At 64.9% G+C, this 23723-nt stretch carries 20 protein-coding genes and 1 pseudogene; 5 read left to right on the top strand and 16 right to left on the bottom strand.

The genetic code is table 11. The features are described from left to right. Window positions 1–69: 69 nt before the first annotated feature. Window positions 70–1323: a serine hydrolase domain-containing protein gene (locus tag ACW5DN_RS02760; RefSeq protein WP_456961229.1), complete on the top strand. Its 1254-nt coding sequence runs from the start codon at window positions 70–72 to the stop codon at window positions 1321–1323. Between the two features lie 55 nt (window positions 1324–1378). Here ACW5DN_RS02760 and ACW5DN_RS02755 read toward each other — a convergent pair whose 3' ends face one another. The 7 genes from ACW5DN_RS02755 to ACW5DN_RS02725 all read right to left on the bottom strand — a co-directional run bounded on the left by ACW5DN_RS02755 (window position 1379) and on the right by ACW5DN_RS02725 (window position 13086). Beyond that, on the bottom strand, window positions 1379–3748 hold the full coding sequence (locus ACW5DN_RS02755) for a hypothetical protein (protein WP_456961228.1): 2370 nt from the start codon (window positions 3746–3748) through the stop codon (window positions 1379–1381). Window positions 3749–3771: 23 nt separating this feature from the next. Continuing rightward, window positions 3772–6159 (bottom strand): hypothetical protein, encoded by a 2388-nt coding sequence (locus ACW5DN_RS02750; protein ID WP_456961227.1) that lies wholly within the window; start codon window positions 6157–6159, stop codon window positions 3772–3774. A 25-nt stretch (window positions 6160–6184) separates the two neighbouring features. Further along, window positions 6185–7891 carry a VWA domain-containing protein gene (locus ACW5DN_RS02745; RefSeq protein WP_456961226.1) on the bottom strand — a complete coding sequence of 569 codons (1707 nt, stop codon included), beginning with the start codon at window positions 7889–7891 and terminating at the stop codon, window positions 6185–6187. A 16-nt stretch (window positions 7892–7907) separates the two neighbouring features. Continuing rightward, entirely contained in the window at window positions 7908–8390 is a 483-nt protein-coding gene (locus tag ACW5DN_RS02740) for a hypothetical protein (RefSeq protein WP_456961225.1), read from the bottom strand. Between the two features lie 185 nt (window positions 8391–8575). Then, window positions 8576–9868, bottom strand: a complete 1293-nt coding sequence (locus ACW5DN_RS02735) for an MFS transporter (protein WP_456962938.1) — start codon at window positions 9866–9868, stop codon at window positions 8576–8578. Between the two features lie 133 nt (window positions 9869–10001). Continuing rightward, window positions 10002–11495, bottom strand: a complete 1494-nt coding sequence (gene putP / locus ACW5DN_RS02730) for a sodium/proline symporter PutP (RefSeq protein WP_456961224.1) — start codon at window positions 11493–11495, stop codon at window positions 10002–10004. A 397-nt stretch (window positions 11496–11892) separates the two neighbouring features. Beyond that, window positions 11893–13086, bottom strand: coding sequence for a c-type cytochrome (locus tag ACW5DN_RS02725; RefSeq protein WP_456961223.1), 1194 nt, complete (start codon window positions 13084–13086; stop codon window positions 11893–11895). A 242-nt stretch (window positions 13087–13328) separates the two neighbouring features. On the opposite strand from ACW5DN_RS02725, the gene ACW5DN_RS02720 reads away from it, so the two are divergent. Then, window positions 13329–13808 (top strand): VOC family protein, encoded by a 480-nt coding sequence (locus tag ACW5DN_RS02720; protein WP_456961222.1) that lies wholly within the window; start codon window positions 13329–13331, stop codon window positions 13806–13808. 76 nt (window positions 13809–13884) lie between these two features. Then, window positions 13885–14586: a DUF899 family protein gene (locus ACW5DN_RS02715; RefSeq protein WP_456961221.1), complete on the top strand. Its 702-nt coding sequence runs from the start codon at window positions 13885–13887 to the stop codon at window positions 14584–14586. 60 nt (window positions 14587–14646) lie between these two features. Here the strand turns inward: ACW5DN_RS02715 and ACW5DN_RS02710 are convergent, their stop codons facing one another. The 8 genes and pseudogenes from ACW5DN_RS02710 to ACW5DN_RS02675 all read right to left on the bottom strand — a co-directional run bounded on the left by ACW5DN_RS02710 (window position 14647) and on the right by ACW5DN_RS02675 (window position 19476). Further along, complete coding sequence (locus ACW5DN_RS02710; RefSeq protein WP_456961220.1) at window positions 14647–15036, bottom strand: hypothetical protein; 390 nt, start codon at window positions 15034–15036, stop codon at window positions 14647–14649. 22 nt (window positions 15037–15058) lie between these two features. Further along, entirely contained in the window at window positions 15059–15337 is a 279-nt protein-coding gene (locus ACW5DN_RS02705) for a hypothetical protein (RefSeq protein WP_456961219.1), read from the bottom strand. Between the two features lie 46 nt (window positions 15338–15383). Then, complete coding sequence (locus ACW5DN_RS02700) at window positions 15384–16046, bottom strand: DUF5666 domain-containing protein (protein ID WP_456961218.1); 663 nt, start codon at window positions 16044–16046, stop codon at window positions 15384–15386. 12 nt (window positions 16047–16058) lie between these two features. Then, window positions 16059–16550, bottom strand: a complete 492-nt coding sequence (locus ACW5DN_RS02695) for an RcnB family protein (RefSeq protein WP_456961217.1) — start codon at window positions 16548–16550, stop codon at window positions 16059–16061. A 218-nt stretch (window positions 16551–16768) separates the two neighbouring features. Beyond that, window positions 16769–17365, bottom strand: coding sequence for a hypothetical protein (locus tag ACW5DN_RS02690; RefSeq protein ID WP_456961216.1), 597 nt, complete (start codon window positions 17363–17365; stop codon window positions 16769–16771). Between the two features lie 82 nt (window positions 17366–17447). Then, window positions 17448–17852 (bottom strand): annotated as a pseudogene (locus tag ACW5DN_RS02685) (LysR substrate-binding domain-containing protein); the annotation flags it as partial. Window positions 17853–17931: 79 nt separating this feature from the next. After that, window positions 17932–18726, bottom strand: coding sequence for a TSUP family transporter (locus tag ACW5DN_RS02680; RefSeq protein WP_456961215.1), 795 nt, complete (start codon window positions 18724–18726; stop codon window positions 17932–17934). A gap of 159 nt (window positions 18727–18885) precedes the next feature. Continuing rightward, window positions 18886–19476: an NADPH-dependent FMN reductase gene (locus ACW5DN_RS02675; RefSeq protein WP_456961214.1), complete on the bottom strand. Its 591-nt coding sequence runs from the start codon at window positions 19474–19476 to the stop codon at window positions 18886–18888. 125 nt (window positions 19477–19601) lie between these two features. Between ACW5DN_RS02675 and ACW5DN_RS02670 the strand changes: the two genes are divergently transcribed. Beyond that, entirely contained in the window at window positions 19602–19826 is a 225-nt protein-coding gene (locus ACW5DN_RS02670) for a hypothetical protein (protein WP_456961213.1), read from the top strand. Window positions 19827–19996: 170 nt separating this feature from the next. Further along, window positions 19997–20710, top strand: coding sequence for an SIMPL domain-containing protein (locus ACW5DN_RS02665; protein WP_456961212.1), 714 nt, complete (start codon window positions 19997–19999; stop codon window positions 20708–20710). Window positions 20711–20870: 160 nt separating this feature from the next. Here ACW5DN_RS02665 and ACW5DN_RS02660 read toward each other — a convergent pair whose 3' ends face one another. Beyond that, complete coding sequence (locus tag ACW5DN_RS02660) at window positions 20871–23666, bottom strand: DUF3427 domain-containing protein (protein WP_456961211.1); 2796 nt, start codon at window positions 23664–23666, stop codon at window positions 20871–20873. Between the last annotated feature and the right edge of the window lie 57 nt (window positions 23667–23723).

Raw genomic sequence — 23723 nt, 5'->3', positions numbered from 1 at the left:
CAGGGGTCGACCGCGAGGCGCAAAACGGGCATGTTCATGCAGGTTCATCCGGAGCTGGATTGCCACCCCATGACCAAAATCACCTTCCTCGCCGCGCTGCTCTTCGCCGCCACATCCCTCGCCCACGCCACCGAGCCGGTCGCCACCGTGCGGGTCACCTTCGACCACGACGGCATCACGTCAACCCACGTCCACGGCATCGCCGACAAGACGACCGGGCGCAAGGTCACCGCGGGCGACCCGGTGCGGATCGCTTCGATCTCCAAGCTGGTGACAGCCATCGGGGTGATGCGGCTGGTCGAGGACGGCACGCTCGACCTCGACGCCGACGTGGGCGATCTGCTCGGTTGGCCGCTGCGCAACCCGGCGTTCCCGGACACACCGATCACGCTGCGCCTGCTGATGTCGCACCGCTCCAGCCTCACCGATGCGGCCGGCTACTGGCAGACGCCGCTGGGCGGGCAACTGCACGACATACTCGACGATCCCAGCGCGTGGGACACCGCGCATGCGCCGGGCACGTATTTCCGCTACACCAATCTCAACTTCCCCTTGGTGGCGCAGGTGATGGAGCGTGCCACTGGCGAGCGCTTCGACCGCCTGATGGGCCGACTGGTGCTGCAACCGCTCGGCATCGAGGGCTGTTTCAACTGGGCCGCCTGCAACGATGCGGCCGCCGCGCGCGCCGTGGTGATCTACAACGGCGAGGGCGAGCCGAACAAGGACGATGACCTGCGCGGCCACAAGCCCGCCTGCCCGGTGTCACCCGCGCAGGACGGAAGTTGCGACCTGGCGCAGTGGCGCGCGGGCGATAACGGTGCGCTGTTTGCGCCGCAGGGTGGGCTGCGGATCTCGGCCAACGGGCTGGCGCGGATCGGACGGATGCTGCTGGCCGAAGGCGAGTTGGACGGCGTGCGCGTGCTGACGCCGGCCTCGGTGCAGGCGCTGGCGACCCCGCAATGGCAATACACGCCCGGCGACGGCATGACCTATGAAGAGGACACCGGCGACGTCGGCGAAGGGTTCTTCTGCCGCTATGGGTTGGCAATGCAGACGCTGGCCACACCGGTGCAGGGCTGCCGCGACGACCCGTTCGGCGACGGCGTACCGCGCGTGGGCCACTCCGGGTCGGCGTACGGATTGCAGTCGGGCCTGTGGCTCGACCGCGCGGGCGGCACCGGCGTGGTGTGGTTCGTCACCGGCATGCCGGGCGACCGGCTCGGCGGGCAGTCGGCGTTCAGTGCGGTGGAGGAGGCGCTGGCGCAGGGCGCAGAACGGGGTCAGGTTCACTTTCCCGCCGAACGCGGCCAAATCGAGAAGTGAACCTGACCCCGTTTTTGCTGGTAGGGAAGCTCACCGATTCCCTGGCGTCCAGGAGCTAGAGCATCGGCGCACCGGCCACGCCAGGCGTGATGTCGGTCAGGCCCTTGCCCTGGTAGCCGTCATCGGTCGAGTTCACGTTGAAATGGCCGACCACCTTCTCGCGAGCCAGCGGGGTATTGCATCGGCCGCCATACCTGTCCTCCGGCCAGCGGACGACATCGAACTCGAACGTCCCCGCGATCCGGCCCTGTTCGGCAGCCTCCAGCGTGAGCTTGCCGGCCGAGCAGACGACGGGTGGGCAGCTGGCCGAGCCAAGTCGCTGGGCTCTCTGCTGCTCGGCGTGGTTCATGGTGCAGACCTCCCAGTCGCCGCGACGCGGCTCAAGGGGATGGAACAGTGGCATCCCCGCGCGCATGGCCCGCAGCGACCTGTTGGGGTGAACACGAACCGAGAACTCCGGCGCCTCATCGGTGGGATACAGGCTTTCATCGACCGCCCCGGCCACCACCTGTGCCCCGCCCTCGCGCCCTTCCAGCCTCGCGCCGACCGTCACCTGACACTCGCCGTCACCGCTCTGTCCGACGAAAGTCGCGGCTAGAGTGGTCGTCTTCCGGGCACGCGCCCGGTCGGCGGCACCGCTGATAATCGGCTTAATCTGTTCCCGGGCAGCGGCGACCGCTTCCTCCATCTGGCGACGGAAGGCGGCGAATTCCTCGCTCGTCGCGCCTGGCGTACCGCGCGCCTTGTCCGCCTGGTCGCGCATTTTCTCCACGTTGTTCAGCCAGTCTTCGGTGTTGCGCTCGGCTTGGGGCATCGACCGGTCCAGGTTGCGCGCCGCCTCGTCGGGGGTCCGCACCTCGAAGATGCCGCGCGAATTCTTGTTGCCGCCACACGACCACGGGTACGGCCCGCGGACATTGAAGCCCGGCGGGAGTTCGCCGGCGCTGGCCAGGTCATTGCCGTAGAAGCCGTCGACCTCTACACGCAGCGAGAACTGGGCGTCGGCAGTCTCCGACGCCATCTCGGCCACGTTGGCGACGCGGACGAGGTACTCGATCGCACCGTCGGCAGCCGGTGTAGTGAGGTCGGTCCGCTGGACGTCCGCGTACAGCGAAGTCGGATCCACCGGTCTGTTGACGACGCGCTCATCCACGATCAGATGGAGGGCGTCGCGGTCGGTCCCATGCGGCGCGTTCAAGGTGAAACGGACGTTGTACGGAATCGAGCTGGCGTTCCGCGGAAGCATGACGCGGAAACGCCACGCGCGCGTCGCCAATGACCCGAGTGGCCCACCCGTTTCTGCGCTTGTTGTCTCGAACAGGGCCGGCGTGCCCAGCTCGACCTCCTCAAGCTTGCCGTAGAAGCGGTCCTCTGTGAGGTACTGCGCCACGAACTGGGGGTACAGGTCGTAGAGGCCGTCGCGATATACCTGGATCGCGTCGTAGTCCTCGGCAGCCTGTTTCAGTCCGGCATCGACGTTGGCAATGCCGCCGTCGTCCCATGGCTCTTCCCCTGCGAAGAGGTATTGGGTGTAGGCAATCTTGTCCCGCTCGTTACGCCCGATCATCTCGCCGACGGCGTACCAGAAGTACCAGGCGCCGTAGTCGCAGAACCACGAGGACGTTTCACTCGTCGAGAACTGGGACCACTCCTTGGGGACCCGGTGCTCAGGCGGAAGGGAGCCTTCGTGGAGCGGCTGGTCGAAATGACGGACCCAGCTGGCACGGTGCGATCCCTTGAACGGATGCCCCCACGAATCGCCATGCTTCCCCTCCAGCCAGCGGACTTGGACCATCGCCGCGGTCCCCTCACCGAGCCAGTCGATATTGGTATCACCGGGGCAACCGGGGAGCTCGGGCGACCCGCTGCCGTTCCACGCCCGCAGCGAGGGACTCATGCTCTTCTGGATGCCGTGGTAGATCTCGTGGACAGCCGAAACCTCCATCAGGTCCCAGCGCGGTGTGCCGGCGGTGAGGAACTCGGGGTGGGTCGTCAGCGTCATGAGCCCATCGATGGAATGGCTCGAACCCTTCTCCGTCGGATCCGTGTCGAGAATGCCGAGATAGGCCTCACCAGGATCTACCGTCAGGTTTTCATCTTCCGTCCACTGCAGCGGGGCCGGGAAACCGTGCGACTGGTACCAGATGCTCGCGGCCTCCAGGAACCTCTCGTGCTTCTCCGCGATTTCCCTCCGCTCTCCACTCGGCCGGCTGGGTAGGCCCTCTTTCCCGACCATACCCCTTGCCTGGTTCATGAACGTGTCTTGCCGACCCTCCATCACGACCCATTCGGTTGTCGGCCAACTCCCCGACTTCGTTGATTGCGCCCAAGCAGACGCGGCGAGCCCGAGCGCGGCCGCGAACAAAACCAGCGACAGGATGTGCGCGACACGGAGATGAGCGATGGAGTCGATGAGTGGCTTCATTGGCTATCCATGGCAAATAGCTTCTAGAGGATGGGAGCGCCCGGCGTGATCGGCGAACCGCTGCCGATTCCGACACCGAGTCCGCCCAGGCTGTTGTCATCCTTGCTATCGTCGGTCGAGTGCGCGCTGAAATATCCCGTCACGTTTTCCCGCCCGAGAAGCTTGCGGCATTGACCGGAGCCCCGCTCGCCCCAGCGGACGACCTCGAACTGGAACGACCCCGCGATCCGGCCCTGTTCGGCCGCTTCCAGCGTGAGCCGGCCGGGACTACAAATGACGACCGGGCAATCATCGGTGGCCGCCCTCTGCCTGGCGTCCTCGCGCTCCGTATCGTTCATGGAACAGGCCTGCCAGCCATCGAGAGGATCAGGGCCGGGTCTGGGTGAACGCATCACCTCGAGCGCCTTGGCGGAGTAGACGCCGACGTCGAATGACGGTGCCGGATCTTCGGAAGTCCGGCCCTCGTTGACGGATCGGGGAAGTATCTGGGCACCGCCATCGCGGCCTGCCAGCGTGGCGCCGAGAATCATCTGGCATTCGGCACCGGCGTTCTGTCCAACGAAGGTGGCAGCGATGGTCGAGGTACGACCGCTGCGCACCTTGTCAGCGGCAGCATCGGCTTTTGGCTGGATCATGGGGCGGGCAGCGGCGAGCGCGCCGTCGGCTTTCTTGCGGATGAGTGCGAGTTGGTCCTGTGTCACCCCGCCTGTCGGGACACCGGCCTTCTTCATTCGCTTGAGCATGATCGCCACTTTGTCCAAGTTGTTCTTCGTGGAGCTGGCCAACCCGGGCAAGAGCCGGCCCACGTCGCGGCCGAGTTCATCCGGCGTGACAAAGTCGAAGACGGCGCGCGACTTGTCGTTTCCGGTGCACGTCCATGGCCCCGGTCCGCGCACGGAAAAGCCGGGCGGGAGCTCGCCACTGACGGCATCGATGTCCCCGGCTGTCAACTCGGTGGACACGTCATTGCCGTAGAAGCCATCGACCTCGACGCGCAGCGAGAAGCCCGCGTCGGCCGTTTCGGTGGCCTCCTCGGCCACGTTGGCAACGCGGACGAGGTATTCGACGGCGCCATCGACGGCCGGAGTGGCCGAATAGATCCGCTGGACGTCGGCATACGGCGCAGTCGGGTCGACCGGTCGCGGAACCACGTGTTCGTCGACGATGAGATGGAGATCGTCGCGGCCGGTCCCTTCCAGCGCGTCCACGGTGAAGCGTACGTTGTGGGGCGCCCGGATCGCGTCCCGTGGCAGCGGCACGCGTACGCGCCAGGCGCGCGTCGCCAGTGGCCCGAGCGGTCCCCCGGATTGCGCGCTCGAGGTCCGGTACAGGCCCGGTGTACCGAGCTCCACCTCTTCAAGCTTCCCGTAGAACCGATCGTCGGTGAGGTACTGCGCCACGAACTGCGGGTACAGGTCGTAGAGGCCGCCGCGGTATGGCCGGATCGCGTCGTAATCCGATGCCGTCTCCTTCAGCCCGGCGTCGACGTTGGCGATCCCGCCGTCATCCCATGGCTGGGCACCGTCGGTGAACAGATAGCGGGTGTAGGCGATCCTTTCCGTCTCGTCGCGGCCGATCATCTCGCCGATGGCGTACCAGAAATACCAGGTGCCGTAATCGCAGGCCCACGAAGCCGTCTCGCTCTTCGCCCGATGCTCGGGTGGGATCGCGCCCCTGTGGAGCGGCTGGTCGAAATGGCGGACCCACGCGATCCGATGCGATCCCTTGAACGGATGCCCCCACGACCCGCGGCCCCTTCCCTCCAGCCAGCGGATCTGGATCATCGCCGCGGTTCCTTCGCTGAGCCAGTCGGTGGGGCCATCGCCGCGGCACTCGGGGTTTCCGGCACGCGTGGTCTCACTCCACGCCGTGAGCGACGGGCTCATGTTTTGCTGGATGCCGTGGTAGATCTCGTGCACTGCCGAGGCCTCCATCAGCTTCCACTTCGGCGTGTCGGCGGCGAGGAAGCCGGCGTTCGACGTCAGTTTCATGAAGCCGTCGGACGTATGGCCCGAGCTGGTGTCCGTCGCGTCCTCCTTGAGCGTGGCCATATAGGCCTCGCCGGGTTCCACGTGCAGATCCCAACTCTCCGTCCACTGGACCGGGGCCGGGAAGCCGCGCGACTTGTACCAGATGCTCGCGGCCTCCAGTATCTTCTTGTGCTTCGCCGCGATTCTCCCGCGCTCACCTCTCGGTGTCGAAAGCGGCGCTTCCCCGCCGAACATGCCTCTCGCCTGATTGACGAAGGTGTCCTTCGGGGGTCCCTTCACGACCCATTCGGTTGTCGGCCACTCCGACTTCGTTGATTGCGCCCAGGCAGACGCGGCGAGCGTCAGCACCGTCGCGAACAGCACGAACGACAGGATGTATGCGGTTCGGCGACGAGCGGCGGAGTCGATTGCCGGCTTCATACAAAAATTCCTCCTGACACCATTTTTATTCGACCGGGAAGTCCAGGCTGACGTCGGTAGTCTCGGCCGCGTTGACCGTCACGCCCTCGACAAAGCGGTCATCGGCCTCGATGCCGTCCGGCCGCACCTGGATGCGGTACTCGCCAACCGGGATGGTGTAACCGGCGAAGCCCTCGCCGTCGGTGCTGTCGCGACTGGCTTCCTTGTGACCCTCGGCGTACTGGATATAGGTGCGGGCCTTCAATGGCTTGCCGTTGGCGGTGACCTTGATCCGGACCGTCCCGCTGGGGATTTCCAGGCTCTTCGTCGTGGTTTTCCCCGCTTCCACCGTCACGCCGTCGATGAACTGGTCCGGTGCACTGATGCCATCGGGCCGGACCTGGATGCGGTATTCGCCGACCGGGATGGTGTAGCCGGCGAAGCCCTCGCTGTCGGTGCTGTCGCGGCTGGCTTCCTCGTGACCCTCGGCGTACTGGATATAGGTACGGGCCTTCAGCGGCTTGCCGTTGGTGGTGACCTTGATCCGGACCGTCCCGCTGGGGATTTCCAGGCTCTTCGTCGTGGTTTTCCCCGCTTCCACCGTCACGCCGTCGATGAACTGGTCCGGTGCACTGATGCCATCGGGCCTGACCTGGATGCGGTATTCGCCGACCGGGATGGTGTAGCTGGCGATGCCCTCGCCGTCGGTCCAATCGCGGCTGGCTTCCGCGTGACCGTCGGCGTACTGGATGTAGGTGCGGGCCTTCAGCGGCTTGCCGTTGGTGGTGACCGTGAGTTCAACGGTCCCGGTGGAAAAGTCCACGCTTCGCTCGGTGGTTTCACCGTTGCTGACGGGAATGTCTTCCAGCAGCTGATCCGGTGCGGAGATTCCCTCCGCGCGGACCCTGATGTCGTAGTCACCCGCGACCAGCTCGTACCGGGCCTTGCCCTCCTCCAGCGCGTGGTTTCGCGTGACCTCGTCCTCGGTGCCGGCGCTGTAGACATAGGTATAGGCGCCGATCGGCTCACCGTTTTTGGTGACGGTCAGCGCGATGGTCCCGGTGGTCTCCACCACTGGCTCAGGTTCGGGTTCGACCTGCACCGCTTCGTTCAGCGCGCCGGCCAGCTCGTCGGCGTTGCTGGCGCTGAAGAACCGGCCACCACCAGCCTCGGCCATGCACTGCAACTGCTCGGTATCGGTGTCACCAAGATCGAAACCGACCACGTGCAACTTGAAGTCGACACCCGACTGCTTCGCCGCCCTGACCGCTTCGCAGGGATCGCCGCCGCAGGACTCCAACCCGTCGGAGACGAGCACGACGCTGGCGGACTGCTCCGCTTGCCGCAGCTGTTCGATCGCCTGCTTCACCGATGCGGTGAGCGGTGTCATCCCCTTCGCGTTGAGACCTTCGATCTGCTTGATCATGGCGTCGCGGTCCAGCGGCCCCAGCGCCACCAGCGACTCGATATCCATGCAATCGCCCTTGCGGCGATGGCCGTAAGCGGTCAATCCCGCCTTGGCGTCCGCCGGCAACTGCCGGACCAGACTGGACATCACTTCCTTGGCGACGACGATCTTCGGCTCGCCATCGACGCGGCCCCACATGCTGCCCGAGGCATCGAGGACGAACAGCAGGTTGCTGCTCCGGGTTTCGGCCTTTGCGGCATCGTCGCCACTCTCCGAAGCAATGGCGGCCCATGACGCACTGGAAAGAAACAACAGCGTGCACAACAACGTCAGCATCTTGTTCATCGATCGTCTCCCCCGGTTACTGGCACGGTACCGCATGCGGCTCGAAGCCGAGCGCGTCGGTGGCCTGGCTCAGTGCGTCCACGTCCTTTTCCGTGCCGGCACCGGCAACCAGCGCCCAATTGCCCGAGGTCGACCAACGGACCTGATCTTTCAGGCCGAGCGTGCCGCACATCCCGGGGATCTTGTTCTGGTACATCTCGTCGCGAGCCGCCGAGTCCTTCCATTCGCTGGCAATCAGCTTCTGGTACTTGTCCTGGTTCGACCGACAATCGGCTACCTGGACGAACTTGTCCGGATGCCGTTCCTGCACTTCACAGGTGAACCCGGCTTTCTCGATGATCGCCGTGATCCGTGCGATGTCCGGCGCCGCGCCCTGCGCCGTGCTTTGCGCGATGTCCGGCGTCGCGCTCTGTCCGTCGAGTTGGTCAGTGGCGCCACAGGCGGCAACAAGCGCCAGCGCCACGGCTGCAGTGATGGCGGAAAGACAGGTTGCTCTCATCAGGTTCTCCAGTTCGGTGCATGAGGATGCTTGCGGCATGGCGCTCCCTGCGATATCTGCGCCACGGCTTTCCTTACATAACCGATTTCGGACGGAAAGCGGGACATGCGGGATCCGCAGGCGATAACGGGGATAACGGGGTCAGGTTGGACTGACCCCGTTTTCAGAGATCATTATTGCGTGGCTCAAGTCACCCGCTCCCCGGCCGCCGCGCGAGCGGGGGTCACATCAGTCGGTTCGGGATGGATGACCAGACGCAGCCGCCCTTCGTTTCTGCTCAGCCGCAGTTGGCGATACCTGACCAGATAGGCGACTGCCACCCCAGCCGCCGCAAGACCCGACAGCGCGCCAATCCCCATCGCCCAGCGCGCGCCGAAACGATCGACCACCCACCCGACCAGCGGGGCACCGAGCGGCGTGCCACCCATGACCACGGCAATACGCAACGCCAATACCCGGCCGCGCATCGTGCGCTCGGTGGTGAGCTGCATCATGGAGTTGCTGGCAGTCATGAAGGTGAGCGCGGCCAGGCCGACGAAGAACAGCACGGCGGCGTACAGCACCGGGCCGGGCATCACCGCAGCCACCGCCATACTGATACCGAAGGCCGCCGCCGATGCCGCCATCAGCACCATGCCGGGAACCGGTCGACGGGCCGAAAGCAGCGCCCCGGTCATGGTTCCCACCGCCATCGCCGAGGTCAGCAGGCCGAACTGGCTGGCGTCGCCATCGAACTCCATGACCGACATGGTGGAAATGAAGATGGCGAAGTTGAAGCCGAGCATCCCCAGCAGGAAAAGCATCACCAGCACGGCCATCAGATCCGGCCGTTGCCGCACATAACGGAATCCAGCCAGCAAGCTGCCGCGCGTACGCTCCGGCCGGGCTTCGGTAAACAACTCGTGCACCCGAAGAAACCACAGCGATACCAGCACCGCCACGTACGAGCCCGCGTTGATCAAGAACAGCCAGCCCTCCCCGACCGCCGCGATCAGAACACCGGCCACCGCCGGGCCAAGCATCCGTGCCGCGTTGAAGGAGGCAGAGTTCAGCGCCACCGCGTTGGCCAGGTCGTTATCGCTGACCAGATCCGATACGAACGTCTGCCGGGCCGGCGCGTCGAACGCGGTAACGCAACCCAACATCAAGGCAAACCCGTACACGTGCCAAAGCTGCACCGCACCGGCTAGGGTCAGCAGGCCCAGGCCCAGCGCCAGTAGCCCGGAGGCGGCCTGGGTGGCGAGCAGCAGCTTGCGACGATCCCAGTGATCCGCGGCGAAACCGGTCAGCGGCAACAACAGCAACGGCGGCCCGAACTGCAGCGCCATCACAGTACCCACCGCCATGGCGTTGTTATCGGTCAGCACGGTCAGCACCAGCCAGTCCTGCCCGATACGCTGCATCCATGTGCCCACGTTGGACACCAGCGCACCACCGGCCCATAACCGGTAGTTGTGGATCCTGAGCGAGTGGAACATACGGCTCAAATCGGTGCCTGATGCCCTGCGTAGAGTGTTGCCGCCAAGGCGCCCGGAGCCCGCGCGAAGATCATCGGCAGGCCGGGCAAGCACCGACCCGCGCCAGCGTGACGGTGCACGCTGACGCCTGTTTTCAGGCTTCCGGAAGCGCCCGGTATTCGCCTTGGCTTTGGGTAGCCAGGCTGACGAAATAGATGGCGGCCCACGCGGCGGCGAAGCCCGGGATGATTTCGTATACGCCTGATCCACCCATGAAACTCACATCCCAGCCCAGCAAGATCCAGCCCACCACGGTGGCCGCACCGACCACCAGGCCTGCGACCGCCCCGGTGCCGGTCATTCGCCGCCACGTCAGCGCCAGGACAATCAGCGGCCCGAAGGCAGCGCCGAACCCGGCCCACGCGTGGCTGACCAGGTCCAGCACCTTGGAGTCCGGATCCCAGGCAAGGACGGCGGCGACGATACCGACCAACATCACGCTGATGCGGCCCACCAATACGGTCTCTTTATCGCCGGCGTCCTTGCGCAGGAACAACCGGTAAAAATCCTCCGTCAACGAGGACGAGGCCACCAGCAGCTGGCTGGAAATGGTGCTCATCACGGCGGCGAGCAGTGCCGCGAACAGGAAGCCGGTCACCAGCGGGTGGAACAGCAGGTCGGCCAGCACGATGAAGATCGTCTCCGGGTCTTCGACCACCAGTCCGTTACGCACCGCATAGGCGCGCCCGAAGATGCCCAGGCTGATCGAGCCGATCACCGAGATGGCCATCCACGACATGCCGATGTTGCGGGCCCTGGGAACGTCCTTGACCGACCGTAGCGCCATGAAGCGCACGATGATGTGCGGTTGCCCGAAGTAGCCAAGGCCCCACGCTATGGCGGATAGAAAGCCGATGACCGACAGCCCGGAAAACCATGACAGATAGTCGGGACCCAGTGTTGCCAGCGTTTCCGTTGCCTGTGACAAGCCGCCGCCACCCGGCCCGAGAAGCACCACCGTGGGCATGATGATCAGGGCCAGCATCATGATCACGCCCTGGACGAAGTCGGTCAGGCTGACGGCAAGAAAACCGCCGATGACGGTGTACGCAAGCACCACCCCAAGCGTCAGCGACACGCCCGCCGCGTAATCGGTCATCCAGCTGAACTCGAGCACCGCGCTGAAAGCGCTTTGGGCAAGCTTGCCGCCCGCCACCAGGCCCGATGCGGTGTACACGGAAAAGAACACCACCACGATCAGCGCCGAGATGACGCGCAACGCCATTGCCCTGCTGGGGAATCGGTTGGAGAGGAATTGCGGAATGGTCAGGCTGTTGTCGTAGCGCTCGGTCTGCTCGCGCAGGCGCGGCGCGACCACGATCCAGTTCACCAGCGCACCCAAAGTCAGGCCGATGCCGATCCAGGCCGATACCAGGCCGCTGACGTACAGCGCGCCGGGCAGGCCCAGCAACAGCCAGCCGCTCATGTCGGAAGCCCCGGCAGACAGCGCCGCGACGGCGGGCCCCAGCTTGCGTCCGCCGAGGGTGTACTCCTCGGAAGACGAGGTCGAGTTGCGGTACGCGTAGAAGCCGATCCCCAGCATCAACGCGAAATAAAGGCCCAAACTGATCCACACACCAATCGCCATAAAACCCCACCTTCAACGGCTACGGGCTAACACCCATAACGTGGCAGTCAATCACATCGCGGTTCGCTGAAGCAAATGACATCAGCGCGCGGCGGTTCGTGTTGACATGACTCCTCCGTGATGGGCATCCCCTGCATCGGACTGAATGGCGGCCCGGCGTTCAAGCACGACGAGGCATTGGCGAGCGCAAGCGTGAATGGAAGCGCGGGTGCGATACGGGTCATGGGCAGTTCTCGCTGCGGTTGAGGTCAGCGGAGATTACGCCTTAGCTTTCCTGCCAGGCTTTCTTCGCACGCCCCGTAGCAAACCGCGCCTCGACAACAAGGCAAACGGGGTCAGTCCAACCTGACCCCGTTTTCGGAGATCTTCGGCGACGGCGGGGCTGCATCGGATGCCCCTACAACGTCTTGAGGTACTCGACCAGGTTCTCGCGTTCGTCCGCAGTCAAGCCAAGCGCCAGCGTCTCGTCGTAATGCTCGACCACCTCGCCGAGCGTGGCCGCGCTGCCGTCGTGGAAATACGGTGGGTGCTGCCAGAGGCCGCGCAGCGGCGTGGTGCGGTAGGCCTTGTTGGCGGTGCGCGCGGCGTACGCGCCGTCCATGCCGGTCTCCTCCGGCGCGTGCAATTTGCCGGAGTTGTTGTCGGTACGGGTCGCGCCGACGTGGCAGCCCATGCAGTTGCGCGCGAACACCGGGAAGCCGCGCCGCGCGGCGACGCGGTCATAGCTGCCCACCGGCGGCGGCGGTGCCTCGAGGCTGAGCTGGTACGCGCGCAGCGCCGGCAGTTTCGGGGTGACGAGGTCGGGCGTCTGGCGCACGTCGATGCCCAGGCGCGGATCGGAGAAGTTGCCCTGCCCGCCCATCTGGGTCACCGCGACGTAGGCGTTCCAGTACGACACCGTGCCGTCGCCGGTGAAGGTCTCGTTGCGGATGTGGCGCAGCCCGTAGGCCGGCGGCAGCACGATCGGCGTGTTGAGGCCGTCGATGTTGAAGCGGGGATCGTACTTGCCCGGCCCCCAGCTCATGTACACCGCCCTGTCCTCCGGCGACACCGCCGGCGACAGCGCGATGATGAAGCCCGGGTCGAGGTCGACGTTGGCCCAGCCGTCCATGCGGCGGCCGATGCCGGGCCCGACCGAATCGTCGACGCTGGAATGGCACAGCGCGCAGGTGATGCCGAGCCGGGTGATGCGGCCGTCGGCGTCGACGTCGGCCTTGATGCCGAGCACCGCGTCGAGACTCAGCAGCGCCGCGGTGGTGGCCGGATCGCTCAGGTCAGCGGTTTCGAGGATGCCCGGCGGCAGCGCCTCCGAATCGACTTTGAGCCCGACCGCAAGCGCGGTGATTGGATCGATCGTCGCAACCACCTCGTGCATACGCAGACGGTCGGTCCAGAGCTGCTCGTCGCCGAAGGTGTCGTAGCGGAAGATCTGCTGGCCTTCGGCAATGAGCGCCGGCGTCAGCGCCGGGTTCGCGGGGTGCTCGGCGGCCTGCGCCTGGCCCTCCGATGACAGGCCGCAACCGGCGCTCGCCGCGGCCGCGAGGGTGATGAGCAATCCAGGCAGGGCCGGGTGGATAACGACATTCGACATGACGCCTCTCCGATGGTCGCGAGGGCCGGACCGGCAGTGCGGAACGTCACTGCGCCGGCGTCGCGAGGTGGGGCTTTGAACGTTACCGGGCGTGTGTCGAAATGCGAGTAGGGTATGTGTAAAGGCGTGGCTGCAAGCGGAAACGGTGTCGAAGCGCGGCCCTACCGTGCGTATTTCCCGTTGGGTGCACCGGATCGGGATTGAAGCACCGTTTCACCGCCCCATTACTTCGGAGACGCGAGATGATCAGCAAAAACACGATTTGTCTTTGGTATAACGGCACCGCGCTCGATGCCGCGACGTTCTACGCCGAAACCTTCCCCGACAGTTCGGTGGACGCCGTCCACCAGGCGCCCGGCGACTTTCCGGACGGCAAGCAGGGCGACGTCCTGACCGTCGAGTTCACCGTGATGGGCATCCCCTGCGTCGGACTGAATGGTGGCCCGGCGTTCAAGCACGACGAGGCGTTCTCGTTCCAGGTCGCCACCGACGACCAGGAAGAAACCGACCGCCTGTGGAACGCGATCGTCGGCAACGGCGGCGAGGAAAGCGCCTGCGGCTGGTGCAAGGACAAGTGGGGCCTGTCGTGGCAGATCTCGCCGCGCGTTCTGATCGAGGCGATCACCGACCCCGACCCCGCGGCGGCCAAGCGCGCATTCGACGCCATGATGACGATGCGGAAGATCGATATCGCCACGATCGAGGCGGCACGGCGGGGCTGATCTTGAACCCCGTGATCACCGCCTTCGAACGCTCGCCGGATCGCGGCCGCGGCCTAGTTTGAGTAGGAGGAATGTCATGAAAGTATCAGCGACTCCGAGAATCGTTAGCCGTGACGAGTGGGAACAGGCTCGCGCTGAACTACTGGTCCGTGAGAAGGCGCACACTCGCGCCGGCGATGAACTAGCCGCCGCTCGGAGGCGTCTCCCGATGATGCGGATGGAACCGGTCATGGTCGTGGGTCCAGACGGCCCGGTCCATCTGCACGATGTGTTCGAAGAACGGCGCATGTTGATCGTCTATCACTTCATGTGGAACCCGGGCGCACCTCACCAAGGACAGTGTGAAGGCTGCACGCACAGTCAGACGGCAATGAACTCGGCCGTCCGCTCCTATCTGGCCGAACGCGACGTGAGCTACGCCGTATTCAGCAGTGGTCCGTGGGCCGAGATCGCTGCCTACCGAGATTTCATGGGTTGGACGACGCCGTGGTACTCGACAGCCGAGTCCGGAGATGTGCTGGCGACCCGAAACGGGGGCGACCTCCGCTGCTACGTTCGAGACGGCGAAGCGGTGTTCCAAACGTACGAAACGAAGTGGCGGGGGATTGAGGCCATGCTGCCCACTCTCCAACTGCTTGACCTCACTGCCTACGGTCGACAGGAGACGTGGGAGGACTCGCCTGTCGGCTGGCCGCAGCAGGACGAGGCCGGGTCGTGGTGGCGGCGTGACGGCCGCCCAATTGCTCAGTGGACGCGCACCAGCGCACAGGCCAAATAGAATCGCTGCTCCAACTCGTAGCTCGGTTCGCGCCCAGGCAACGCGAAGGCCCTAACGGGGTCAGGTTGGCAGCGGGGCGTACTGCATCGGCTCCAGACGGTGGGCCGCATCCTGGCACACCACCAACCCGCCCTCGCCCGCTGCGGCACCCACCGCCTGCACGCGCATGCCGACAGCCAGCGATTGCACGTCCACCGGTGGCGCCTTGCACAGGTTCCAACGGGCCGGGAGCCGCACCTGTACATCGCCGCGCCCGTCCGCGTCGACCTGCACGGTGGCGTTGCCGTCGTAGGTCCACGGCTGCAGGTCGATGGCGGTGATGGTGCCTTCGATCCGCAGCGGGCCATCCGCCGGCCCGGCAACGTCGGGCGTGGTGGTGGTGCAGGACGCGGTGGCCAGCGCCATGGCGAGCGCAAAGGTGAGCGGAAGCGCGGGGGCGGTATGGGTCATCGGGGTTCTCGCTGCGGTTGGATCAATCGCGCCTGAGGGCGCGCGCTGCGTCAGCCGCGGCCTGCAGGACGCGTACGTAATCGACACGGGTTTTCGGAGCGTTGCCTGCAGCGCTCTCCAGCCCATCGACAAACGCCTCCATCAACGCCGGCGCGTTGTACTGGTCGCCCAGCTCGCCCATCGTCTTGGCCACGGCAGCGCGCAGATGCCAATCCACGTTGACGCCCTTCTCGGCTTCATTGGCGAGGTCGACGACGCGCAGCAGATGCGGCGTCACGAGACCGACGACGGTGACTCTCATTTCTTCAACTCTGCGTTCGGAAGGATGGAAGATTAACCCGGCAGCATCATCGCCGAACCGAGCGCTCCACGACGATGCGCTCAGCCAGCCATTCGTTGTTGCCGATCCGCCGCGCCTCGATCCGCACCAGATCCCCGCGCTCAAGGTTCTCCGGGCGGTAGCGGCGACCCTGGTACTCGACCGTGGTGCGGCTGTCGTAGCGTAGTCGCGTCGCGTTGCCGTAGCCGCCACCGTCCAGGGCGATCACTCGCGCCCGCGGGTCGACAAAGGCGACCGGACCGCGCAGGTCCTGTCCGTAGCCGCCGCCATACCCGCCATCACGGACATTGCGCACGACCTCGATCGAGCGCGCCAAGAGTTCGCGCCCCGACGAGGCGACATCGACCCGGATGACGTCGCCCCGCTCCAAGCCCCCCACCGGGTGCTCGCGCCCCTGGTAGAACAGGCGGGTGCGCTGGTCGTACCGGACCTCTGTGCGCTCTGAGCGCCGGGTGCGCGGGTCGTCGACGACCAGCACGATGCGGCCGTAGCGTGTGTCGACGCCCTCCACGGTGCCCTGCAGCTGGCTGCCGTACTGCCCGGGGTAGCCCGGGTCGGACTGTCCGTATCCACCGGGGTAGCTGCCGTAACCGCCGGGGCTCACGCAACCGGCGAGGAGCAGGACGCTGATGGACAGCACGATGGCGATACCGCGGATCACGTGGTTCATGGCGTGCTCCCGTCAGTCGTCCAGGATGCTCGAGATCAGGCCCGTGGCCATCTGCACGAGGTAGTAGGTGTCATCGCCCTGATAGGGACGCACCCACCTGTACCCGTCCGGCGGCACGGCCAAGTCGTAGTCGCGATAGTCCCGCACGTAGTAGCGGTCGGCCAGGTAGTCGCGCGGGATGTATTCGCCACGCGCCCAGCGGCGGTGCTCGCGGACATCCTTGCGCCACTCGCGCTCGGCCTCCTGGCGATCCTTCCAGTACTCACGCTCGTCCTCGCGGCGATCCTTCGCGGCCTCCCGCATGTCCTCGCGGCGGTCTTTCTCGTACTCGCGGCGGTCCTTCTCGTACTCGCGGATGGCCTCGCGGCGGTCCTTCAAGTGCTCGCGCTGCGCCTCCTGGTACTCCTTTCGCGCCTCCTTGCCACGGTCATCGTCGGCAAAAGCGTTGCCGGAGAAGGCGACGGCGACGGCCGCCAGCGCACTCGCAATCAACAGCTTCTTCATTGGTGTGCTCCCGGGGAACTGAAACCCGACCGTAAGCGGCGCCGCCTGAACGCGGCCAAATCGCGAAGTTAACCTGACCCCGTTTTTGCATGCTGACGGCCGGCGGGAGGCTACCCCGGACAGTCCGCAGGATCTCAAGCAAACAAATAGCGACCCTGAAATATTTCAGAGTCGCCATCCAGGGAACCGCCGGTTGTCCAGGTCGTGTTACCAGTTTCTCAGCCGCTGCTCGAGGCCGCACCCATTGCCGGCCGGGACGGAATGCGATATTCGAGGCGAATCGGCTTCGCCTTCGCTACCCCGTCAGGCTGCCGGACTTCAGTTGCCGGGAAAATCTGGTCTGCATTGATCTCTATGAAAGCGCCACCCTTCAATTTTTTGGTGGACACTTCGATCCACCGTACCTTCCAGAGACCGTCCTCACCAACCGTCGTCCACTTGTTTGCAACGCGGTAGCTTGACCCATCATTGTTCAGATCAACCCTCACCTTAATCAGATGTCCTGGCACACCCTCGCCATGGATATCGAATTCACTCGAAGCCCATACGCTCGATCCATAGTTCTGCGCGCAGCACATGTTGGAGGTGTCCGTCGGGTCGGTTATTACCGGTCGCGACAGTTGCCCGGGAACAAGCTCCAGGTCGCCCCTGCGTGGTGCCCGTTGGAGCTTCTGAACCGGTTGGATCTGCTGAAGCTGTGGGTTGGCTGCTCGCATCACCGGACCCTCGGCCTGGGTCTGCTGCGCCGCATGAAGCGGCATCATCATGGCAACGGACAGTCCTATCGAAATGACAGCCATCGTCTTTGGTTGCATGGCATTTTCCTCGTTGAAAAAGCATGGAAGAGCTGTTGCTCCCTCTCTGTTACCGATATCCGGCGGGAAGCAGGACACGCCCTCATTGCCGAATCAGCGACGGGGTCAGCAATTCCGCCACCCAGTCCATGAATGCACGCACCCGACGCGCCAGGTTGCGTCGCTGCGGATACAGCAGCGTGACGGGCATTGGCTCGGCGCACAGTTGCGGCAGTATCTCCACCAGGCTTCCGTCCTCCAGGTGGGTAGCGACGCCGGCGCGCGGCGCCTGGATTATCCCGAGTCCGGCAAGGCATGCGGCGACGTAGGCGTCTGCGCGGTTGACTGTCAGTGCGCCGGGCATGGTCAGGGTGCGGTAGCGGTCGCCTGCCGCATATTCGAAACCCGGCGAGCGCGCCCCCAACGTCGGCACGTAATGCACCAGCCGGTGGCCATCCAGATCGTCCAACGTATGCGGCGTGCCGTAGCGCGCGAGATAGCCGGGGCTGACGAACAGAACGGGGTAACAGAACGGGGTTAGGTTCACTTTCCCGCATTTTCCGGCCGAACGCGGCCAGATCGCGAAATTAACCTGACCCCGTTTTTGCCATCACCCACGCCGTCAACGGATTCGCCGGATCCGCCAGCAACTTGACCGTCAACGCCAACGCCATCACCACCAGCAGCGGCCGGATCACCTTGCCGCCGACGCGCAGCGCCAGGCGCGCGCCGACCTGTCCGCCGGCGACGCTCGACACCGCCATCAGCAAGCCGATCGCCCACAGCACGTGGCCACCGATCGTCAGCGTGATCAGCGCCGCGATGTTGCTGGACAGGTTGAGGAACTTGGTATGCGCGGTGGCGGAGACCAGCCCCATGCCGAACAGCGCGACCAACGCGGTGGCCAGGAACGACCCCGCGCCCGGGCCGAAGAAGCCGTCGTAAAAACCGATCGCCGTGGCGAGCCCGACCAGCGCGCCGGTGCCGAACCGACTGTGGCGGTCCTCTTCCGAAGCCTTAGGCGCGACAGTGAAGTAGATCACCATCAGGATCAGCAGCACCGGGATCAGCCCGGCCAGGAACGCGGGATCGATGCGCTGCAGCGTCCACGCGCCCAGCGTCGACCCGACAAATGCACCGACCGCCGGCTTGGCGAAGCGCTTGAAGTCGATGCGCCCCTTGCGCGCGAATGCATGCACCGCGCTCGCGGTGCCGAAGGTGCTCTGCAGCTTGTTGGTGGCGATCGCCTGGACCGGCGGCACGCCGGCCGCCATCAGCGCCGGGATGGTCAGCAGCCCGCCGCCGCCCGCGATCGCGTCGATGATGCCTGCGATGAAGGCAACGCCCATCAGCAGGGCGATGGCCTCGATTCCGAATTCCATGGGGGATCCACTCTGGTGAGCCGACCCCTTTACGCCGAGGTATCGACATCTACAACAGCGCTCGGTAAGCGCCCCGGGGAGTTTAACCGGGGGCGCGCGACCCGTCAGCGGGCTCGGAACCCGACAGACGACATCGCCGAACCCCGTTTCCCTCACAATTCAGTACGGCGGCGCCCGACGCACCTTCTGCAAACGCGCGGCCTCGGCCCACCACGTCAGATCATCCGCGAAGCGGGCAAAGCTGCGTTCGAGCGACTTGCCGGCCGCTTCCAGAGGTTGGCCCTGGTCGTCCAGGGTCTTTGCAATCGGCCCGGCCTCCACCGTGCTGGAGATCACCACCATGCCCATTTCCGACAGGGTGCCGTGCCAGGCGGTATTCGCGCGCGCACCGCCCAGGCGCCCGGCTGAATAGCTGACGATACCGGCGGGACGCCAGAACCACTCCTCCAGGAAGTGGTCGGTCAGGTTCTTCAGGCCCGGCTGCATGCCCCAGTTGTACTCGCCGGTGACGAACACGAAGCCATCGGCAACGCGGATCTTGCCGGCCAGCGCTTCCATTGCCTCCGGTGCCTGGCCCTCCGGATACTCCTTGTACATGCGGTCCAGCATCGGCAGGCCGACCGCCCTGGCATCGATCAACTCGGCGTCGATGCCGCGCGCCTGAAGCGTGCGCACGCAATAGTCGGCCAGGCGGATGCCCATGCGGTCGGAACGATAGGAACCGTAGAACACCAGGATGCGTTGGGACATGACCTTGCCTTCGAGGGGAACGGTGTCTGCGCTGGATCATCGCATTTCGGGCGCCACGAAGACGGGCAACGGCAGTTCCGCCAGCCCCAGCGCAGCGCTGCCCAATGCCTGGTCCGGTACGGATTGTGAGGAATCGGGTCGGCCAGCACATTCCCGCCGGGATCGACCTGACCAACGTGCTGACCGGAGGCGGCGTGGACAGTGCCGGCGACGAGGTTCCCTTCACCAGCTACGGTCGCCTCGCTGGCAGGTTCCTGATCCCCGGCCATGAGGCCATCGTCATCGTACTGACCGAAGTGACCACCTCCAGCGGCTACGAAGAGACCGCAAACGGGGCCACCTCAGCCTGACCCCAGTCTTTGAACCCCGTTTTTGCAGGTCCGTTCCTCCTATCCCGGCCCGCCGCCGGCGCGATCGCGGCATATCGGGCGACCGGCGTGGCTGCGCGGACACTGGACGCGCTGTGCCAGCGCACCGCACTCTCTCCAGTCAAACAACCACCTGCCCCACGGAGCCACATATGCGCCAATGGATGCTTGCCGCCGTACTTCTCTCGCTGGCTCCCGCCGCCGCCATCGCCGGCACCCCTCTGCCTGACGCGCCACACGTCGTCGTGCAGGGCGAAGGCGAGGTCAGCGTGGCACCGGACGCGGCGATCATCTCCATGGTGGCGCGTCACCGTGCCTCAAACCCCGGCGAGGCCAAGCGCGTGGTCGACCGCGCGGTGGACGCGCTGCTGAAAGCCGCACCGGGATTCGATGTGCACTCCGACGACATCACCACCTCGGACCTCGCACTGCGCGAGGACATCGATTACGACGACAACGACCGGCCGCTGCCCCCAGCCCACGTCGCGAGCCGCGAAGTGAAGGTCAGGCTCGACGACCTCGACACACTCGGGGCCTACATGGATGCGGCACTGGCCGCCGGTTTCACAGACATCGCGGACGTGACCTTCAAGTCCAGCAAGGAGGCCAGCCTGCGTGAAGAAGCACGCGCCCACGCCGTCGCCGATGCCAGGGAGAAGGCGACCGGCCTCGCCAACGCCTTCGGCGGCAACCTCGGGCCGGTGTACAGCATCAACAGCGTGAACTCGGTGCAGGCGCACGGCTACGGCAACACCACGCTGGACCGCATCCAGGTCACCGGAACACGCATGGACAGCGGGCGCTACCTGCAACCGACCATCGACTTCACCGAGCGGGTATCGGCGGTGTTCGAGATCTCGCGCTGAGCCTAACGGCCCCGCCAGCGGGGTCGGAACCCGGCAGACGATATCGCCGACTTGGAGCACGGGGTCTGGGATGTTCCGGTCGGGATGTTCGGCTATCGCCGTTTGGGCAGTGGTAGCAAGCAGCGTTCCGCCGGCATCGTGAGCCGGCCTGCCGCGACAGCTATACAGCCGACTTCTTCGACTCCAACTGCTCACGTACCGCGCGCGTAACGCGCTCGCGGAGCCCGAACGTAACCTGCATTGGGCGTTCGCCTTCCGCTGCTATGAAATCAGCCGCGCCTAGATACACCGCCTTACTGTGAGAGGCCGGCTGCACGAAGAGGTGCACCGTTCTGTTGTCGTGCTGATGCTCCACGATGTCGCGGCCCGATCCACTTTCCCGTGTCTGCTGATTCTGGCTCGTCCACACGAACCGCGAGTCATCTTTGAGGTAGTTGGTGTACTGATGCTGATCCACGGCACCGCTCGTATCGAGTTTGGTGATGATCACGATGTGGTCGCCGGCGCACTCGAAGCGAAGCACTCCGGTGTTGTGACGTGCCGGATCGTATTGGGAACCGAAGTAGTTGACGATCTCTGGCCGGGTGTAGCTCCGGTGCAAGCCAAGATCACTCGGACGTCGCAATACACCGCCGTGACGCAACCGGTAGTCCTTCTCCAACGTGTACTGGATGCGCCCTTCGATCTCGTCGAGCAGCCTTTCGCGAGGTATCGCTTGCAACGCCGCGGCGGCGAGATTCGTACCGTCGAAAACTGCCCCTAGCTTCCGCTTCAGCGTCTCGACGACCTTCGACTCTGAGTATGGCTTGTACTCGGTATGCCAACGCGGAAAACGCTCGTAGAAAGCCTCATACCCGGCTATCGGATCCTCCGGGTTGGCACACATGCCCCACAGCGCCGCGTACGGGTACACGCGTTGCGCCTGCCAGTCTTTCTCCGCTGCCAGCAGCAGGTCGAAGGCTAGTCCACCGCCAGCGATCGCGTCCTCCCACGGCTCGGCATCGCCTGCGGCTCGCTTCAATCCCAGCCAGCTTCCAAACGCGGATCGAACGTCGGTTGGGGTTGGCATCTCTGCGTCAGACAGAAGGTCGACCGGGCGAGGCCGCGCGATATCGAACTCCTGTTTCAACCGGCGATAGGTCGCCAGGCAGATGTCCTTTCTGGACGGTGCGAAGCTGCGAACCTTCTCGAGAATCTCCACCGTTCGGGAGTCGAGCACGATCTCGCAACCGGCAGGTGGCGTGAGGTCGAGCTGCGGCACGGTCGTGGGTCCGCGTGGAGCGCTCGTGTCGTTCAATGCTTCGATTGCCAGCCACGCAGAACGATGGTGGCCTACAAAATCGAGAACGGTGAGCACCTCCGAATCCGGGGTAAGCCGAAGCCCGCGACCAAGTTGCTGAATGAACACCGTTGCGGATTCGGTTGGGCGCAAGAACACAACGCAGTTGATCGCGGGTAGATCGACGCCCTCATTCAGAACGTCCGCCACAAACAGCCACTCCAGCGGGTCGGTTGGATCCTGGAGCCGGGCGTAGATGGCTTCACGCTCAGCGACACCGTCCTCACCCGTGACCGCCTCCGCAGTCAGACCTCGCTTCGTCAACGCGTCTGCCATAAAACGGGCGTGGCGAATCCCTGCGCAAAAACCCACCGTCACCCGCTTTAGCCCATCGAATCCGTGGAGTTGGCAGCGCCCCAGCATCGCCTGGACCCGCTCCTCGACCATCAGGGCGTTCTCTAACTGCGCTGGATCGAATGCACCGGAGCGCCATGGAATCGCGCCGTAGTCGACGCATTCGTCCGCGATGCCGAAGTAATGGAATGGCGTCAGCCAGCCCCGGTTGATCGCTTCGATGAGCCGCACTTCGTACGCAACGTTGTAGTCGCACAGCGCTAGGACATCGTGTCCGTCTTGGCGTTCCGGCGTAGCCGTCAGACCCAGCAGGAACCCCGGATTCAACTGCGCAAGCAATGATCGATACGACGGAGCGGATGCGTGGTGGAACTCGTCCACGACCACGTAATCGAAGCTCCGCTTCATCAGCTTCGCGCTACCGGTTGCCGAGCTCACCGTGGCGAATACGAAGTCGGCCTGTTCGTCGACTCGCCCACCGAACGCATGTCCAAAGGTCCGCGTCTCACCAAACACTCGTCGAAACGTGCGTTCGGCCTGCGTCAGGTGTTCCAATCGGTTGGAGAGGAACAGAACGGATTTCGCGTCCCTGGCCTTTGCGTCAAAGGCGGCAAGAAAGGTCTTTCCAATGCCCGGTGCGGCGACGATTACGGCCCGGCGTTCGCCGGTGTCACGCAGATCCTTCAGCCGCTCCAACGCTTCTGTCTGGGCTTCGTTCGGATGGGGCCGATCCGCGTAAGCAACCGGCGGATCTACGATCCCACGCGCCGGCATCGGCGGCAACTGTATGGGGATCGACCGGCTGTACGCCTCAATCAACTCTTCAGTAAGTGGCTGGGTATCGCGGCGAGACCACAATTGCTCAAACAAGTGCTGGACAGTCGAGACCTCATGCGTGCCGACGTGCCGAAGGTTCGCTTCGACGTTAGTCGACAGGCCACCCTTCGTGAAGTTGGAAGATCCAACCCAGCACTCCGCCGGATCGTCCTCAACCACGTACATCTTGGCGTGAAAGCCTTGATCATTGCCGCCCCCGTTCCGCGCCACATGCAACCGGCTCGTAACGTTAGGAAACGTGAGAACCGCGCGCAGCGCCTCCGGCTGGGTAACGCACATATAAGTCGAGACCAACAACCGCAGACTTCCGCCTCGCTGCTGGAAATTCTTGAGATCCTCGGCGACCAGACCGAACCCGCTGTAGCGGAAGAATGAAACCGCGATGGACACGTGATCGGCTGAGCGAAGCGCTCCACGAACGACATCCAGCATGCGGCGCTGGCCGGGCAGATTGGCGACGACGATATCGGACGCTGGAATGAGCATGGTTCGACTGTTTGGCCAAACCGCTGCGTGCCCCTTGCACCGGCCTGACGTTTCCCC

This window comes from Lysobacter sp. A289, assembly GCF_054072675.1.
This window is presented reverse-complemented; position numbering and strand designations above follow the sequence as displayed.